Genomic DNA, 12,272 nt, shown 5'->3' on the forward strand with positions numbered 1-12,272 from the left:
CCAATCCGGTTTCAGAGAGCTACGGACCCGAGGCTTGGGACAGACCGGCCCCAAGTTCAGAGAAGCCTGCATCCGCTGCCCGATGCTCGAAATCAACCCCAAGATGCTCGGTCGCCTCGCCGAGATCGAAATCGACCCCCTCACCCGCCGCGCACGCGCCGAGGCCGAATCATGGCTCGGCGAGATCGAAGGCATCGACCTGACACTCACCTTCCTGCGCTCCAAGCGGCAGGAGGCGGAACGCCAGGCCCGGCGGACACCTGTCGACCTTGGTCTTCCCGCTCCGCGCGTCAGCGCGAAGGGTCAGGTGCGCGAACCATGACCTGCCCGGATTCGCTGCTCCGCGACGCGAGTGACGTGCGCGAACCGCGCCAACTCCTCCTGAGGGATCACCCCCTCCGAACCCGGCCAGAGAGCCGAGGTGGTCAGCCGGAAGACGAGCGCACGCACGAGCATCTGAAGCTCGTCACGGCCGGGAAGAACGTTCTCGATCAACTCTGGGTCCGCGTGGTGGTAGAGCAGCCCATCGACGACTACGACGGCCTCGGCATACGGCACCGGCCGCCAATAAGGAGAGAAGTCGATTACGGCTGGTGGCCAGCCCGGATGGAACATCACGTTCCCGGTGAGATCTCCATGGACGAGCTGGCTTTCGGTTCGCACCGGCTCCTTCAGATCCAGCAACCTCGCCAGCAGTTCGTCGGCATCGGTCGACGATGGTGGCGTCGCTTCGTCCCAGGCGACCCGGTCGGCGATCGCCCAAGGGTCTCGGCGCCGGTCAAGAAATCCGGGCCGTGGTACATGCCGCAGTGCCTGGTGAAACGCCCTGGTGGCGGCGATCAAAGGCTCCCAGTTCCCAGCTGGCCCCTCTTGGCCATCCAGAAGCTCAGCGGCCGTCCAGCCCTCAGCCACGTAGTTGCCGTCACGCGAGCGGCAGGGCCGCGGAACGCGGAACTCGACCGAGACGGGCAGACTCGCGAAGACCGCTGCGGACCATTCGGCCGCCTGCGGATCACTCGTCGGCTTCAGAACCGCGTCTCCGACACGGAAGCTCTGCCCCTGGCCGCCGGCAAGCGGGCGAGCCGATCCCGTCAGCTCGAACGCCGCCAGCACGCCGGCCGGAGGCCCAGGAGCCATCCCCGAAGTCATGGCCGAGATCATGCCGGATCGCCCGATCAGCGGGCATCTGGATTCCCAAGCCACAGGCAGAGCCAATCGATTGACCATCGGAGAGAGGTGCAGATAAGCAGCCGACCATCGTCGCCGAACGCCACCTGGGCGTTGCCGGGCAGCCGGCCAGCGACCTCGGTGTAGGTGTCGTGCAGCAGCTCGGCGCGCACGGCCAGGTGCTCGGCGGCCCGGCCGGGCAGGTTCAAGCTGGCCGGCCCGCCGCCTGGTTGAACAGCGCCACCGGTCCCTCGGCATGCGTCCACGCCCGCCCGTGCAGGAACGTCCGGAACCGCTGCCCCCACTCGGCGTCCTCGTACGGGTGGTAGTCGCAGGCGTCCCGGATCTCCCCCGCATGGTCGTACAGCGTCTGCCGCCGCTCGGTGTACCGCTTCACCACTGACGGGTCCCCGATGCCGAGCTGCGCGGCCAGATGATCGACCACCGGCCACGGCACCGCGAGTGGATCCTCCAGGAACAGGCCGATGTACCGCACCGTGCACATCTGGAGCGCGAACCCCAACTGGTGGTGCTTGGTCCGCCGCAGCGTGATCAGGTCCCGGTCGACATCGTCCGGGAAGAAGAACCGCTCCAACTCCGGCTTCGTCGGCTCCTCGGCGAACTCCCGTACGCCTCAGCCTGGTCGTCGGTCAGCAACTCCCCGGCACGATCAGACCGCGGCCAGCAACGGGGCCGGTTCGGTGGCATTTCTCCGAACCCGGCGGTGGAGTAGATCAGTGCACTAGGCGACCTTGATCGTTCTCACCGATAGCCGCTGTACCGATGTCCCAAGGCCGGTCTAGAAGCGCCGAAACGACCGCTCTCGCGGCGCGCTCCCGGCCTCCCATGGCACCAGAGGAGGAGAAGTCGCGTACCACCGCCCTTGTGGCCTTCCTGAATGGCCCGGGGCGGCTGGCGGGGGCCAGCCGCCCTGGACGCGGTGCTGGACACGGTGCTGGTCGTGCCGGCGGTCGCGCTGTCCCTCGGCGCCGACTTGCCGCCGGGAGATGATCGGGACCACTTCTCCTTGCCTCTTCTCGGCACTGCGCCGGCGCTGCTGTTCACCGTGCACGCGCTCCCGCTTTGGTGACGTCGTACCGAGGAGCTGCCTCCTCCAGACTGCGGCCGTGATCTCACCGGTGATGCCTGTGGTGGAGAGGTTGATCGATGTCCGATCGCGTGAGACCGGGCCAGCTGGCACGCTGCCCACATGGATCATGCAGAAGTTCTTCTCATCGGCGGGCGGGCCGGAGCCGGCAAGACGACGGTGGGGTGGGAAGTGTCGGCGTTGTTGCGGGCCGCATCGGTCTCTCACGCGATCATCGACGGCGACTTCATGGGGCAGGTGCATCCGGCGCCGCAGGGAGACCCGGACCGCTCGAAGATCACCGAGAGCAATCTCGCCGCTGTGTGGGCCAACTTCGCGCGCAGCGGCTACCGCCGGCTTGTCTACACGAACACGCTCAGCGTGTTGCCCGAGACGACCGGCATGTTCCAAAGGGCCCTGGGGGTGGAAGCGCGGATCGTACGGGTCCTGCTCACCGCCTCCGATTCCACCATCTGTGAGCGGCTGGCGCGCCGGGAGCTCGGCTCAGAGTTGGAACAGGAACTTGCGGGCAGCGCCCGCAAGGCGCGGTGGCTGGACCAGCGCGTCCCCGCGGAGACTGTGCGGGTCGTGACCGACCACAGGGCGGTGGTCGACATCGCACGCGAGGTCGTGGCCGCCACCGGTTGGACCCGGGGTTGAGGAACCTGCGGACAGCTGTTGGCGTTGAATACGATCTTGGCTTAGGGCCAGCTGGAACGATCGCTTTGTAACGCATCCTTCGCTGGTGAGTTAGATGACGGTGGGGTGGCTTCCGGGGTTATGCCGGCGGAGTCTCTGTCGGATGGGCATAGGGCGGCGTACCAAGCCGCGCCGGGCCGACGCCCGGCCGGGGCGGGCACCTCGAAGAGGTCGCGCAGCCCGGGCACCAGAATGAACCGGGCGGTGTGGTACTTCCCGGCGACCTTGCCGCCGCGGGTGCGGCACGGCGAGGGCGCCATCACCTCACACGTCGAGGCAAAGACGAAAGTCGTAGCCCTCACAGTGACGAAACGACCCCGGAGCTAGCAAGTTTCGGGTCTGTCGTTACGGAGGCCAGTCTTCTGCGACTGCTGGGACCGAAGGGGTAGGCGCGCAGGAGAGCACCTCGGCCCTTGGGTCTGGTCTGTGGGGGGTGTGCCGGCGTCGTCAGCAAGGTCGGGGACGGCATGCGGAGCGCACCACGCGATCACGTGGTCCCGGCGGCGGCCGCGGGTGTCGTCCCGGTACACCAGGTCCGCCTACTGCCCGTCGGTGCCGCGATGCGCCGGGGCGCGCTCACCGAGCGGGTAGTAGGTGGTGTTCCCGGCCTTGGCGTACCGCTTCACCAGCTCCAGCGCGTCGATCACCGGCCGGTGCGCAGAGTTGTTGGATCGCAACTCCAGCAACTCCAGCAACTCCAGCGGCTCGATCAGGCCCTTGCGGTAGCGGCCGGTGTAGGAGGCCTTCAGCGTGGTCTGCACCGTGCGCTGGTACACCGGGCCCTTGGTCCGGTACTCGTGCACCAGTTCGCGCAGCGTCTGCTCGCCGCAGGCCACCGCTGGGAACACCACATCGCGGAGCTGGTCGTCCGGGGCGGCCAGCTCCGCCTCGGCGATGTGGAACAGGATGTTCTCCTTGCCGGTCACCCGCTTGAATGCGTTGATCAGCTCCTTGGTGACCTTCTGCTCGGCGCGGGCGCCGGTCCGGTGCACCGTGGCGATCAGCAGATCCACCAGCGCGTCGGTGACCTCCCGTTCCCGCTCCACCAGCAGAGCCGCCAGCAGCGTCACCGCCGCCGGCTGTGAGCTGCACGCACGACGGCGCAGATGCGACGGCGACTCCTACCGCCGCCCGAGCCCGCCAGCACCTTGGGCGCCACGTCCGCGAACAAGCCCTCGGGCAGCCCGATCGTACGGATCGCGGTCAGTTTGTCGATCTCCCGCAGCATCGACTCCAGGCTGATGTTGCCCGGCATCGCCTTGATCAGCGCCAGCGCCGACCCGCGTCAGACTCCTCGTCGTGCTCCGCCGGTGGTTCGGCCTCATGGCCGCCCGGCGCCTCATCGGGCTTGCCGAGGTTGAAGTCGACCAAGCTCAGGACCCGGGCGCACACCGGCGGCGGCTCCAGCCCGCGCCGCGATCACTGCGAACCAGTTCTCCTCCGCGATGTGCAGCGCCGACCGCACCATCCGTGTGACCAGGTCCGGCGTGGGCGGCTCGATCCGTTCCTCGCGGCAGCGCCGCAGCAACTCTTCGCGCACCCGGTCCGGGTGGCGCTTCGCGTGCGCCACCTCGGCCGCCGGCCACTGCGTCAGCTTCTCGGCGTCGACCACCCCGCACACCCGAAACCCCCAGATGATCGCGGATCTGGGCACGGTGATACTCAATCGTCCGCCCGGTCCAGTCGTACAGTCCAAGCTCCGATGCCGACACCTTGACCTGCCGAGCGACGTGATCGACGACCTCGTCAGCGAACTCCGCCCGCCCCCGCCCTCTGTGTCAGGCTCAGGTGGGACACAAGGGGACAAACATCCCTAACTGACATGAGCAGGGCGAGAACGGGTACCGAGCCGAGTGACGATGACCAGCCACGACCTCCCTCCCGACGACGGCCCCCGAGCCGGCCGACCCAAGCGGCGGACCTTCTCGGCCGCCTACAAGCTGCGGATGGTGGAGGAGTACGACAATGCCCCGACCGGCGAAAAGGGTGCGCTGCTGCGCCGTGAGGGCCTGTACGAATCCAGCATCTCCTCGTGGCGCCGGCAGCGCGACGCCGGGCAGTTGACTTCGTCGGGATCGGCCCGTCCGACGCCCAAGAAGGAGAAGTCGCCGGAGCAGGTAGAACTGGATCAGCTGCGCAAGGAAAAAGCGCGGCTGGAACGGCAAAACTCCGCCATGGCCAAGAAACTCAAGCAGACCGAGGCCGCCCTGGACATCATGGGAAAAGGTATCGCGCTCTTGGAAACGATGTCCGAGAGCGCGGACACCGAGAACTCGTGAACACCTGCCGGGCCGACACCTTCGCCCTGCTGGCCGAGCATCTGACGATCACCGTCTCGTGTGCATTGACGGGCCTATCGCGTTCGGGCTTCTACCGGCGGCGGAAGCCGTCCCCCGAAAGCGGTGAAGCGGCGGTGCGGCCGTCCCCGCCGAATGCACTGACCGCCGGTGAGCGCGCCGAACTTGTGGCCGCTCTCAACAGTGACCGGTTCGCCGACAAGGCGCCCCGCCAGGTGTGGGCGGCGCTGTTGGACGAGGGCGTCTACCTGGCGTCGGTGTCGACGATGTACCGGGAGTTGCGGCTGCGTGACCAGGTCCGCGAGCGGCGCGCCCAGGCCCGCCACGAGGCCGGGAAGAAGCCCTACCTGGCCGCCCGTGCACCTAATGAAATATGGACCTGGGACATCACGAAGCTGCGAGGCCCCGGTCCCCGCAGGTTCTACGACCTGTACGTGATGCTCGACATCTTTTCGCGCTGCGTCGTGCACTGGGAAGTGCACCCGCGCGAGTCCGGAGAACTGGCCGAGCAGTTCATGCAGAACTCGTTTGCCGCCAACGGCGGGATCGTGCCGGGAACGATCCATTCCGACAACGGCACCTCGATGACGTCCAAGGCGGTGACCGACCTGCTGGCGGACCTGGACATCATCAAGTCCCACTCCCGCCCGAAGGTCAGCAACGACAACCCCTACAGCGAGGCGCAGTTCCGGACCCTGAAGTACTGTCCCGTCTTCCCGGAGAACTTCGGGTCGATCGACGAGGCCGAAACGTTCTGCCACCACTTCTTCAACTACTACAACCACGAGCATTACCATTCCGGGATCGGACTGCACGTCCCCTTCTCGGTCCATGTCGGCACCGCGCCCGCAATCCAGGACAGGCGCGGCCAGACCATCGAGGCGTTCCGTGCGGCGAACCCACGGCGGTTCACCCGGGCTCCCGCGCTGCCCAAACTCCCCGCGGTCGCGTGGATCAACCGGCCCGGCCAGGACACCGCCGCCCAGACCAGCGTTGACCAGGGAGAAGACGCCGCTTAACGATCACTGACCCCTGTCTCATTTGACTTGACACCTACCGCCGCGGGAACCGGCCATGCCGCGTGTAGAACTTCAGCAGCAGCGCGACCCCCCAAACTCGTCGGACCACGCTTGCCCGCCACCAGTTCCAGCTCGTCCTCCAGCACCGTCCAGTGCCCGACAAGCTCGTCCATCCCGACCGGTTGCCGACCCATGGGGCCCAGATCATCGCGGAACCCCAGCCCAGGCGGGCCCGATCACACCGAAGGCGTCCCGTTTGCGGCTGGTGACACGGGCGTTAACGGCACCCGCGGTTGAGCCGCTGCCGGATGCGTGGTCCCGGTCGGTCCGGTCGACAACGGGCTCGACCAGCCGGCAGTTGGCCAGCAGGCCTGGCGCCGTGTGCGGGAGTGACGGGCACCAGCAATCGGTACTCGGGGGCAGCGCGGGGTGGACGGCGGGGTTGCCGCCGTCCCTCTACAGGGTGTACATGTATGGACAGGACCGATCAGGATTGGACAGGATCATGCGGGTGAAGTACAAGGAGGTCGCTGGAGCGCTCGCCCAGGAGATCCAGCGGGGCGACTTCGTCCGGGACTCCCGGCTTCCCGGGGAACACGAGCTCGCCCGGCGCTTCGACGTGAGCCGCGGGACGATCCGGCAGGCCCTAGCCAGTCTCCAGCAGGACGGCCTGATAGAGACCTGGCCGGGCGCCGGGTCGTTCGTGACCTACGATGGCCGCCCGCTGGACGAGCGGCTCGGCTGGTCGCGAGCGCTCGCCACACGGGGCGTCCCGACCACGGCCGAGGTGATCAGATTGGCCCGGGTGATGGATCCCGGCCTTGCACGTGAACTGGGTCTTACCGACGCCGCCTTCTTGGCCGTGGACCGTGTCCGCCGTCTTGTCGCCGAGACGTCGGAGGAGCCGCGGGCGATCGCTCCCGCCGGGGACGGTGACCGGACGGCGGGGTTGGCCCTTTCGTACGAGCGAAGCCGGCTCCCGTGGAGAGCCGGCTTCGCAGGGGTGGTCGAGCGTGGGTTGAGCGATGGGTCGTTGTCCCGGACGCTGGCGGAGCTGGGCATCCAGGGGAGCGGAGGCCGGGAGATCGTCTCAGTGGGGGAGCTCACCGGGGAGGCCGGGGAGTTGCTCGGGCGCCCGCCGGGCACCGCGTTCCTCAACGTCACGCGGACGGTCCGCGATCAAACAGGGGCGATCGTGGAGCACGTTTCCAGCCTCCTCGACCCCCATCACTTCAGGCTTGAGTTGCGGTTCGGAGAGGCTGACAGATGATCGTTGACAGGGCGTACGGTGCGCTGCTGGGGCTGGCGATGGGCGATGCGCTCGGCATGCCGACGCAGTTCCTGTCGCGCGAGACGGTGGCGGCACGGTACGGGGTGCTGGACGGGTTCCGGGACGCCCCGGAAGAGAACGAGATCAGCCGGGGGATGGCCAGGGGCACCGTCACCGACGACACCGACCAAGCGGTCATTCTGGGGCGGCTGCTGGTAGCGGGCGGGGGCACGGTCGATCTGCGAAGGTTTGCCGATGAGTTGCTCGCCTGGGAGCAACGGATGATCGGACAGGGGTCCGCCGATCTGCTCGGCCCGTCCAGCCGCAAAGCGATCACGCTGATCGCCGAGGGGGCGCCCCCGGAGGAGACCGGTCGATGGGGTGACACCAACGGCGCATCGATGCGGATCGCCCCGGTCGGCGTCGCCTTCCCGGCCAGGCCGCTGGACGCCCTGGTGGACGCAGTGGCCGCGGTCAGCCGGGTCACCCACAATACGGGCGTTGCGATCGCCGGCGCGGCCGCGGTGGCGGCGGCGGTCAGCGCCGGGGTAGCTGGCGCACGGGTGCCGGCCGCTCTTGAGATCGCCGTCGAGGCGGCGGAGCGGGGCGTGCGGCGCGGCTACTACATGGCAGGCGCGGACGTGGCGTCCCGCATCCGCTGGGCGCTCGACATCGTACGTGGGCGGCAAGAGGACGAAGCGCTCGATCTGGTCTACCGGCTGGTCGGCACCGGGGTAGCCACCCAGGAAGCGGTGCCGGCGGCGCTGGCGATCTGTTCCCTCTTCCCTGATGACCCGTGGAAGGTCGCACGCTACGCGGCCAGCCTCGGTGGAGACTGCGACACCATTGCGGCGATCGCGGGCGCAGTCGCCGGGGCCTGCGCTGGCGCGGGTGCCTTCCCGGCGAGCGCTGTCGCGACGCTCGAGGCCGCAAACCCCGATCTCGGGCTGGCCGCCCTCGCCGTCGAACTGATCAAGCTCCGCACGAACACGGCCGAACCCGCGACCGCGCAGTCCGGTGCGGAGGTGAGCGCGCCATGAGCGAGGACATCGCCCGCGTCGGCGCGGTCGAGACCCGCGGCATCGAGCCGGTTCCGGACGAGGAGCGGCACGGCAAGCCCTCCGGCCTGTTCTGGATGTGGTTCGCGGCGAACATGGGCGTCGTCGGCGTCACCTTGGGGGCGGCGCTGACCGCGCTCTCCCATCTCAATGTCTGGCAGGCGTTGCTCGTCGCGACACTCGGCAGCGTCGGGTCGTTCGCCATGGTCGGCGCACTGGCGGTCGCGGGCAAGCGCGGTGGAGCACCCGGCCTCACACTGAGCCGCGCGGTGTTCGGCGTGCGCGGCAACCTCGGTCCGACCCTCGTCTCCTGGATCTCCCTGGTGGGCTGGGAGACGATCATGTGCACGACGGCCTCGTACGCCCTGCACGACCTGCTCCACAAGATCTTTGGAGTCGGCCGCAGTAACGGGCTGATCGCGCTGTGCCTGCTGGTCACGGTGACGATCGCGGCAACGATCGGCTTGCTCGGACACGCCACGATCCTGTTCATCCAGCGTTGGCTGACCTGGGTCTTCGGGGTGCTGACGCTGGTGGTCGTGGCCTTCCTGGCCGCCGACGTGAACTGGGACAAGGCCGTTTCCGCTCCGGCCGCGCCCACCACGGCGGTCATCGCGGCGATCGGCTTCATCGCGGCCGGTACCGGCATAGGCTGGTTGAGCGCTGGCGCGGACTACGCCCGCTACCTGCCGCGCAGGGTCCATGGCCGGTCCATCATCGGGGCCAGTGCGATCGGCGCCGCGATCCCGCTGATCGTGCTGATCATGATGGGCTCGCTGCTGGCCGCCGACGACCAGGCTCTCGCCGCAGCAACCGATCCGGTCGCGGCGGTCGGTGATCCCCTGCCCACCTGGATGGCGATCCCCTACCTTCTCACCGCTGTGATCGGACTGATCACTGCCGCCGACCTGTCCATGTACTCCTCGGGGCTCAACCTCCTGGCCGGCGGCATCAAGATCCGTCGGACCAGCGCCGTCGCGGTCGACGCCGTGCTCATCATTCTGGGCGGGCTCTACATCACGGTGATCGCGGCCGATTTCTACGGCCCGTTCAACACCTTCCTGACACTGCTCGCGGTGCCGATGAGCGCATGGGCCGGGGTCTTCGGGATCGACATGCTCACTCGCCGGTCCTATGACCCGAACGGTCTGATGACGATGCATCGCGGCGGCGTCTACTGGTACAGCGGCGGCATCCGCTGGACGGCCGTCGTGCCATGGCTGGCCGGCATCCTGGCCGGATTCGCCTACACGGTCGCCGCCAACGGTGAGGACGTGTGGTTCAAGGGCTCGTTCGCGGACAGCTGGCTCGGCCAGCACGGCCTCGGCTGGGCAGTCTCCGGAGTGCTGGCCGGCGTCCTTTACACGGCACTCGGCGAGATTCGCCGGCGGATCGGAACTCCCCGCCGCACGACCGAACCCTACCCTGAAGGGCTGGCCCAATGAAGCCGGAGCGTCTCGTGCTGGTGGGCAGCGTGCTCGCCGACCTGTCACTCGCGGTGGACGCGCTGCCCGACCGCGGTGGTGACGCGCTGGCCCGCCGATCGTCGACCGAGATCGGCGGCGGGTTCAACGTGCTGGCCGCCGCGGCGCGCAACGGGCTGCCCTGCGCACTCGCCGGCCTGGTCGGCGCGGGGCCGTTCGGTGATCTCGTACGGGCCGCACTGGCCCGGGAGGGCGTGGAGATGCTCCTTCCACCGGCCGTCGCCGGTGACACCGGAATGTCGATCGGGATGGTGGAACCGGACGGCGAACGCACATTCCTCACCAGCCCGGGCGTCGAATCGACGCTCTCGCGCTCCGATCTCGACATGATCCGCCTCAAAGCCGGCGATGCCACGTACGTCTCCGGCTACGATCTCCTCTACCCGAGCACTGGACCCGCAGTCGCCGGATGGGACCTCCCCGACGGCGCCGCGCTCGTCCTCGACCCGGGGCCGCTGGTCACGGACATCCCCCGCGATGTCCTCGAACCAGTCATGGCCCGATGTGCGATCCTCACCCTCAATCAGCGTGAGACCGGCCTCCTGACCGGCGTGGAGGACCCGGCGGTCGCTGCGGGGACCCTTCTCCCGCGACTGCCCACAGGTGCCCTGCTGGTCCTCCGCCGCGGTGCCGCCGGCTGTGTCCTGGTCGACGGCGACGGTGCCGTGGCGGACATCCCTGCCCCACGGGTGGCGGCGGTCGACACCACCGGGGCAGGCGACGCGCACACAGGTGTGCTGCTCGCCGCACTCGCCAGCGGCGCGGCCCCTGTTGACGCCGCCCGCCGTGCGAACGAGGCCGCTGCCGTCGCCGTCACCAGATGGGGTTCGGCCACCGCCCCCGCCGCCCATGAAACACCGGCCATCGACGGACCGCCGCGCTGATGCGCTGGGCGTCGACCGCTGGGCCGCCGGTCTGGCATGATCACCCGCTGGCTACCAGAGAAACCGGCAGGTCATCATGCCCTATCGGCGGCCCCGCGGTGGCGTGGAACTGGCCGCCTGGCAGCAGGATCTCAACACCGTCCACAAACAGGTTCGCGCCCGCATCGAGCACGCCTTCGCGCACATGAAGTGGTGGAGCATCCCGCGCACCTGCCGCCGCAAACGCGGGGGCGTCCGCCACGCCACCCGCGGCATCGCCCGCATGCGCAACCTGCCGATGGCTATCCGGCTTGGGGCGGCACGCCACCCTGGCACGCCCGGCTTCACACCTCCACCATTACAGGACGGCTCTTACGGGTCGTAACAGAATCAGCGGACGAGGCGTCGCCAGCAGACCTCCAATGGCGTTAAGGCGTCCAGCGGCTGCGGTAAGGGCGGGCGCGAAGGCCTTACCGGGGTCGTAGGTCTGGCCGGTTTGGAGTCAGTGGAACATCGCGATACCGCGATCACGGCCAGCGTGACCGCCGACCAGCCGAGCACGCTGTCCATGGCCGCGACATACGCGCTGCGTGCGGCGCGCGCAGCGGGGCCAGGTCCTTGACCTGGGTGGCGGCGGCCGGCGACTCGCGAAGTTGCGCGGGGGCGTGCAGGCCGAGTGCCCGACGTAGTCTGAGACGAGTTGGCTGCCGAGCGCCCCCCGCTGGCAGGGGCGAGAGTCTGAATGAGCCCGGAGTCGATGGTCGGATCACTGTGACTCGGGGTTAAATTGCACGCCGAAGACATAGATCAGTGCGCACAGATCGTTCATACGGTGCAGCCGTTCGGGCAGCAGTGCGGTAGGGGCGAACTCGACACCGAACCGCCTCTCCAGCGCTTCGACGATCTCCAACATGCGCAGCGAGTTGAAGGACGGGGCGTCAGCGAGGTCTGCGAGATCGCACCGTTTTCAGCCTTGATCAGAAAGCTGTGTTCAACATGTTTGACCCCGCACTGGGGAGTCCATGGGAGATGAAACGCGTCGCACACGACATAGGCTCCAACACCATCGGGAATAATGTTCCCGCGTCATGAAATCGATCCGCCAGGATGGCGAGATTCACCTGCAGGCAATCGAGAAACTCCGCCTGAACCGTGAATTCGTCCCGCACCTCGCCTCCTGTCAGGATCAACGTACTGCGGCCCTCTTGCTGTGCCCGTGACCTTAGGTCGCTGGACCGGTCCGAGCAGCCGCTCGGCGCCGATCACCCGAACTCCGGTCACGTACGGCAGGAGTTGATCGCTTCCTGCGACTTCGCGAAGCACCGGGG

At 68.2% G+C, this 12,272-nt stretch carries 19 protein-coding genes; 11 read left to right on the forward strand and 8 right to left on the reverse strand.

Going from position 1 to position 12,272, the window contains the following annotated elements:
* Positions 1-82 precede the first annotated feature (82 nt).
* Complete coding sequence (locus ACQEU6_RS01995) at positions 83-322, forward strand: recombinase (RefSeq protein ID WP_499328856.1); 240 nt, start codon at positions 83-85, stop codon at positions 320-322.
* On the opposite strand, the gene ACQEU6_RS02000 is transcribed toward ACQEU6_RS01995, so the two are convergent.
* Genes ACQEU6_RS02000 through ACQEU6_RS02010 form a run of 3 tightly spaced genes read right to left on the reverse strand, consistent with a single transcriptional unit; the run spans position 304 to position 1,762 of the window.
* Complete coding sequence (locus ACQEU6_RS02000) at positions 304-1,149, reverse strand: TIGR02569 family protein (protein ID WP_499328857.1); 846 nt, start codon at positions 1,147-1,149, stop codon at positions 304-306. The genes ACQEU6_RS01995 and ACQEU6_RS02000 overlap by 19 nt on opposite strands.
* Positions 1,150-1,175: 26 nt before the next feature.
* Positions 1,176-1,376, reverse strand: a complete 201-nt coding sequence (locus tag ACQEU6_RS02005; protein WP_499328858.1) for a hypothetical protein — start codon at positions 1,374-1,376, stop codon at positions 1,176-1,178.
* Positions 1,373-1,762 (reverse strand): DUF4158 domain-containing protein, encoded by a 390-nt coding sequence (locus ACQEU6_RS02010; RefSeq protein WP_499328859.1) that lies wholly within the window; start codon positions 1,760-1,762, stop codon positions 1,373-1,375. The genes ACQEU6_RS02005 and ACQEU6_RS02010 overlap by 4 nt, the downstream gene beginning before the upstream one ends.
* 303 nt (positions 1,763-2,065) lie before the next feature.
* On the opposite strand from ACQEU6_RS02010, the gene ACQEU6_RS02015 reads away from it, so the two are divergent.
* Complete coding sequence (locus tag ACQEU6_RS02015) at positions 2,066-2,257, forward strand: hypothetical protein (RefSeq protein ID WP_499328860.1); 192 nt, start codon at positions 2,066-2,068, stop codon at positions 2,255-2,257.
* A gap of 120 nt (positions 2,258-2,377) precedes the next feature.
* On the forward strand, positions 2,378-2,914 hold the full coding sequence (locus tag ACQEU6_RS02020) for an AAA family ATPase (RefSeq protein ID WP_499328861.1): 537 nt from the start codon (positions 2,378-2,380) through the stop codon (positions 2,912-2,914).
* A 41-nt stretch (positions 2,915-2,955) separates the two neighbouring features.
* On the opposite strand, the gene ACQEU6_RS02025 is transcribed toward ACQEU6_RS02020, so the two are convergent.
* The 4 genes from ACQEU6_RS02025 to ACQEU6_RS02040 form a co-directional block, all read right to left on the reverse strand.
* Positions 2,956-3,213: a hypothetical protein gene (locus ACQEU6_RS02025; RefSeq protein WP_499328862.1), complete on the reverse strand. Its 258-nt coding sequence runs from the start codon at positions 3,211-3,213 to the stop codon at positions 2,956-2,958.
* 279 nt (positions 3,214-3,492) lie between these two features.
* Positions 3,493-4,023: a hypothetical protein gene (locus ACQEU6_RS02030; protein WP_499328863.1), complete on the reverse strand. Its 531-nt coding sequence runs from the start codon at positions 4,021-4,023 to the stop codon at positions 3,493-3,495.
* Positions 4,020-4,208, reverse strand: a complete 189-nt coding sequence (locus ACQEU6_RS02035; RefSeq protein WP_499328864.1) for a hypothetical protein — start codon at positions 4,206-4,208, stop codon at positions 4,020-4,022. Before ACQEU6_RS02035 ends, ACQEU6_RS02030 begins: the two co-directional genes overlap by 4 nt.
* Before the next feature lie 84 nt (positions 4,209-4,292).
* Entirely contained in the window at positions 4,293-4,565 is a 273-nt protein-coding gene (locus ACQEU6_RS02040) for a hypothetical protein (RefSeq protein WP_499328865.1), read from the reverse strand.
* A 247-nt stretch (positions 4,566-4,812) separates the two neighbouring features.
* On the opposite strand from ACQEU6_RS02040, the gene ACQEU6_RS02045 reads away from it, so the two are divergent.
* From ACQEU6_RS02045 to ACQEU6_RS02075, 7 genes are all read left to right on the forward strand, one after another.
* Positions 4,813-5,232 (forward strand): transposase, encoded by a 420-nt coding sequence (locus ACQEU6_RS02045; RefSeq protein ID WP_499328555.1) that lies wholly within the window; start codon positions 4,813-4,815, stop codon positions 5,230-5,232.
* Entirely contained in the window at positions 5,229-6,269 is a 1,041-nt protein-coding gene (locus tag ACQEU6_RS02050) for an IS3 family transposase (protein WP_499328557.1), read from the forward strand. Before ACQEU6_RS02045 ends, ACQEU6_RS02050 begins: the two co-directional genes overlap by 4 nt.
* Before the next feature lie 511 nt (positions 6,270-6,780).
* Positions 6,781-7,539, forward strand: coding sequence for a GntR family transcriptional regulator (locus ACQEU6_RS02055; RefSeq protein WP_499328866.1), 759 nt, complete (start codon positions 6,781-6,783; stop codon positions 7,537-7,539).
* Complete coding sequence (locus ACQEU6_RS02060; RefSeq protein WP_499328867.1) at positions 7,536-8,579, forward strand: ADP-ribosylglycohydrolase family protein; 1,044 nt, start codon at positions 7,536-7,538, stop codon at positions 8,577-8,579. The genes ACQEU6_RS02055 and ACQEU6_RS02060 overlap by 4 nt, the downstream gene beginning before the upstream one ends.
* Positions 8,576-10,042, forward strand: a complete 1,467-nt coding sequence (locus ACQEU6_RS02065) for a purine-cytosine permease family protein (protein ID WP_499328868.1) — start codon at positions 8,576-8,578, stop codon at positions 10,040-10,042. The genes ACQEU6_RS02060 and ACQEU6_RS02065 overlap by 4 nt, the downstream gene beginning before the upstream one ends.
* The gene (locus ACQEU6_RS02070; RefSeq protein ID WP_499328869.1) at positions 10,039-10,965 is read left to right on the forward strand and encodes a PfkB family carbohydrate kinase; all 927 of its coding nucleotides are present in this window, start codon (positions 10,039-10,041) and stop codon (positions 10,963-10,965) included. The genes ACQEU6_RS02065 and ACQEU6_RS02070 overlap by 4 nt, the downstream gene beginning before the upstream one ends.
* A gap of 103 nt (positions 10,966-11,068) precedes the next feature.
* A complete protein-coding gene (locus ACQEU6_RS02075; RefSeq protein ID WP_499328870.1) occupies positions 11,069-11,329 on the forward strand; it encodes a hypothetical protein in 261 nt (86 codons plus the stop codon).
* Positions 11,330-11,710: 381 nt separating this feature from the next.
* Here the strand turns inward: ACQEU6_RS02075 and ACQEU6_RS02080 are convergent, their stop codons facing one another.
* Entirely contained in the window at positions 11,711-11,863 is a 153-nt protein-coding gene (locus ACQEU6_RS02080; protein ID WP_499340075.1) for a hypothetical protein, read from the reverse strand.
* Positions 11,864-12,032: 169 nt separating this feature from the next.
* Between ACQEU6_RS02080 and ACQEU6_RS02085 the strand changes: the two genes are divergently transcribed.
* Positions 12,033-12,164: a hypothetical protein gene (locus ACQEU6_RS02085; RefSeq protein WP_499328871.1), complete on the forward strand. Its 132-nt coding sequence runs from the start codon at positions 12,033-12,035 to the stop codon at positions 12,162-12,164.
* Positions 12,165-12,272: the final 108 nt, after the last annotated feature.

Origin of the sequence: Spirillospora sp. CA-108201 (genome assembly GCF_050936235.1) — a bacterium.
Classification (GTDB): Bacteria; Actinomycetota; Actinomycetes; order Streptosporangiales; family Streptosporangiaceae; genus Spirillospora.

Excerpts from the sequence above, each read along its gene's own strand:
- ACQEU6_RS01995 (WP_499328856.1), top strand. The coding sequence starts at position 83 with ATGCTCGAAATCAACCCCAAGATGCTCGGTCGCCTCGCCGAGATCGAA.
- ACQEU6_RS02000 (WP_499328857.1), bottom strand. The coding sequence starts at position 1,149 with ATGACTTCGGGGATGGCTCCTGGGCCTCCGGCCGGCGTGCTGGCGGCG.
- ACQEU6_RS02015 (WP_499328860.1), top strand. The coding sequence starts at position 2,066 with ATGGCCCGGGGCGGCTGGCGGGGGCCAGCCGCCCTGGACGCGGTGCTG.
- ACQEU6_RS02020 (WP_499328861.1), top strand. The coding sequence starts at position 2,378 with ATGGATCATGCAGAAGTTCTTCTCATCGGCGGGCGGGCCGGAGCCGGC.
- ACQEU6_RS02025 (WP_499328862.1), bottom strand. The coding sequence starts at position 3,213 with ATGGCGCCCTCGCCGTGCCGCACCCGCGGCGGCAAGGTCGCCGGGAAG.
- ACQEU6_RS02035 (WP_499328864.1), bottom strand. The coding sequence starts at position 4,208 with ATGCCGGGCAACATCAGCCTGGAGTCGATGCTGCGGGAGATCGACAAA.
- ACQEU6_RS02045 (WP_499328555.1), top strand. The coding sequence starts at position 4,813 with ATGACCAGCCACGACCTCCCTCCCGACGACGGCCCCCGAGCCGGCCGA.
- ACQEU6_RS02060 (WP_499328867.1), top strand. The coding sequence starts at position 7,536 with ATGATCGTTGACAGGGCGTACGGTGCGCTGCTGGGGCTGGCGATGGGC.
- ACQEU6_RS02065 (WP_499328868.1), top strand. The coding sequence starts at position 8,576 with ATGAGCGAGGACATCGCCCGCGTCGGCGCGGTCGAGACCCGCGGCATC.
- ACQEU6_RS02070 (WP_499328869.1), top strand. The coding sequence starts at position 10,039 with ATGAAGCCGGAGCGTCTCGTGCTGGTGGGCAGCGTGCTCGCCGACCTG.
- ACQEU6_RS02085 (WP_499328871.1), top strand. The coding sequence starts at position 12,033 with ATGAAATCGATCCGCCAGGATGGCGAGATTCACCTGCAGGCAATCGAG.